This is a genomic window from Gemmatimonadota bacterium (genome assembly GCA_039715185.1).
Taxonomy (GTDB): domain Bacteria; phylum Gemmatimonadota; class Gemmatimonadetes; order Longimicrobiales; family RSA9; genus DATHRK01.
Genome location: JBDLIA010000216.1, coordinates 1 through 1,402, shown reverse-complemented (window position 1 = coordinate 1,402; position 1,402 = coordinate 1). Strand labels below are relative to the sequence as shown.

The window sequence follows — 1,402 nt, the reverse complement described above, 5'->3', positions numbered from 1 at the left end:
TGGCTGCTACACTGAGATGGAGATTGGCTCCGAGTGGCCTGCCGAGGCAACCGGCTCAATGCCGCCAGCTGCTAATGATGGAATGGACTCCTCCCCCGGACGGCACCAAAGTGCCAGCGACTACGAAACGGCCCCGAAGGCCACGAACGGAGGAGGAGCCTCATGAACAGTACACAGGTCGGCGTCGATCTGGCAAAGTCCGTCTTCGAGGTCGCGGTCTCGGATACGCCGGGACGGGTCAGCGAGCGCCGCCGCCTCAGCCGCGCCCGGCTGCGCCCCTTCTTCGCCGAGCGCGAGCCGTCGCAGATCCTGCTGGAGGCGTGCGGCTCGGCGCACCACTGGGGGCGCGAGCTCACGGCGCTCGGCCACCGAGTGACGCTCCTGCACCCCGGCGACGTGGCGCGCTACCGCGACGGCAACAAGACCGACCGGGCCGACGCGAAGGCGCTGCTGGAGGCCTGCCGCAACGCCGCGCTCGACCCCGTGCCGCTCAAATCGATCGACCAACAGGCCGTGGCCGCGCTGCACCGGCTGCGTCAGGGCTGTGTGCGCACCCGCACGGCGCGGATCAACGCCGTGAGGGGCCACCTGCGCGAGTTCGGCGTCTCGATCCCCGTCGGCGCGAGCAAGCTCGTGCCGCACGCCAGGGCCGCGCTCTGTGAAGGCGCAGTGCCGCGCTACCTGCGGGCCGCGCTCGAGGAGGCGCTGGGTGAGATCGAAGTGCTCGGTGAGCGGGCGGAGTCGCTGCGCGTCGAACTGGCAGGGCTGGCTCAGCGGATGCCCGACACCGCACTGCTCATGAGCGTGCCGGGCGTCGGCGTGCTCAGCGCGACCGCGCTCGTCGCCTTCACCGGCCCCATCGGCCGCTTCCGCACGGGTCGCCACTTCGCTTCCTACCTCGGACTCACGCCGCGCGAGTACTCCTCGGGCCACACGCGCCGGCTCAGCCGCATTACCAAGCGCGGCAACGCCTACGTGCGTACGCTGCTCGTGCACGGCGCGCGCTCTGCGCTGCGGGCCGGAGCGGCTTCGAACGAGCCCGACGACCTGCGCGCTTGGGCGCTCGCCGTCCAGCGACGCAGCGGCCACAACAAGGCCGCCGTCGCGCTCGCCAACAAGCTCGCGCGCGTCTGTTGGCGCGTGTGGCGCGATCAACGTCCCTTCGAACGGCGATCGGCCGGTTAGGAGGAGGCGCTACCTCAACGAGCTGCAAGCCGACAGACGATGGGCCACCGGTCAGACCGGCGCGGGGCAGAGCCGATAACAAGCTTGGCCAATGGGGCCGCGCAAAAACGATTGGCTCCCCGCGCGCGACTTTCCATCGTGGCCAGGGCAACCAACGCCCACTATCGGGCCGGAGATACGACTGCAGTCGACCCACGCCCATCGACCGCCGCTCTTG

General features: G+C 70.3%; 1 protein-coding gene. It reads left to right on the top strand.

The genetic code is table 11. The features are described 5' to 3' along the window. Nucleotides 1–162: 162 nt before the first annotated feature. Entirely contained in the window at nt 163–1,185 is a 1,023-nt protein-coding gene (locus ABFS34_16820; protein MEN8377089.1) for an IS110 family transposase, read from the top strand. The last annotated feature ends 217 nt before the right edge of the window (nt 1,186–1,402 follow it).